The following is a 788-nucleotide window of genomic DNA, read 5'->3' as shown; positions in this document are numbered from 1 at the left end:
CACTTTTTCTCGAATAACTGTTGCTTCTTGCGAAGTAAAAGACCAATCAAAGCGAGTAGAACCATGAGTGTGCCGAGACCCACCATGATACGGAAACTCCAAAATACCAAAGTCGAATTTGGACGATCTTCTGGTGCAAACTCTTTAAGACCTTTAACTTGACCATCTAGACTGTGAGTTAAAATGAGGCTACCTAGATAAGGAATCTCAACTGCATATTTGGTCGTTTCAGCTTGCATATCAGGGATACCAAATAAATACAGAGGCATCGCTTCATTTACATTGGTTTCCCAATGTCCTTCCATTGCAGCTAATTTCGCTGGTTGATGCTTTAAAGTATTTAAACCGTGATGATCTCCAATCAAAACTTGTGCAGGTGCAGCAAATAGAATCATCCACATAGCCATAGAAAATGATTTTTTAACTAAAGCATCCCGACGCCCACGTAATAGATGCCAAGCAGCAGTGGCTGCAACAACCAAAGCTGAAACTAAAAAGGCTGCAACAGCCATATGTGCAAATCGGTAAGGGAAGGAAGGATTGAATACGATGGCAAACCAATCAGTCGGCACAATAATGCCATTTTCTATTGCGAAACCTTGAGGTGTTTGCATCCAACTATTTGAAGATAAGATCCAAAACATTGAAATACATGTACCTACAGCAACCAAAAATGTAGCAAAAAAGTGTGCCTTTTCACTGACACGCCCCCAGCCAAATAGCATGACGCCGAGAAAGCCTGCCTCTAGGAAAAAGGCAGAAAGCACCTCATAGGTTAACAGTGGGCC

General features: G+C 41.9%; 1 protein-coding gene. It reads right to left on the bottom strand.

Translation table 11 applies throughout. The features are described from left to right. Positions 1–788: cytochrome ubiquinol oxidase subunit I (locus tag A2003_RS04750; protein ID WP_286686881.1), on the bottom strand; the 788-nt coding region annotated here is incomplete at both ends.

This window comes from Acinetobacter sp. GWC1_38_13 (assembly GCF_001767535.1).
GTDB classification, from domain to species: Bacteria; Pseudomonadota; Gammaproteobacteria; order Pseudomonadales; family Moraxellaceae; genus Acinetobacter; species Acinetobacter junii.
Note: the sequence above shows the minus strand (reverse complement) of the source record. Positions and strands in the feature narration are given on the sequence as shown.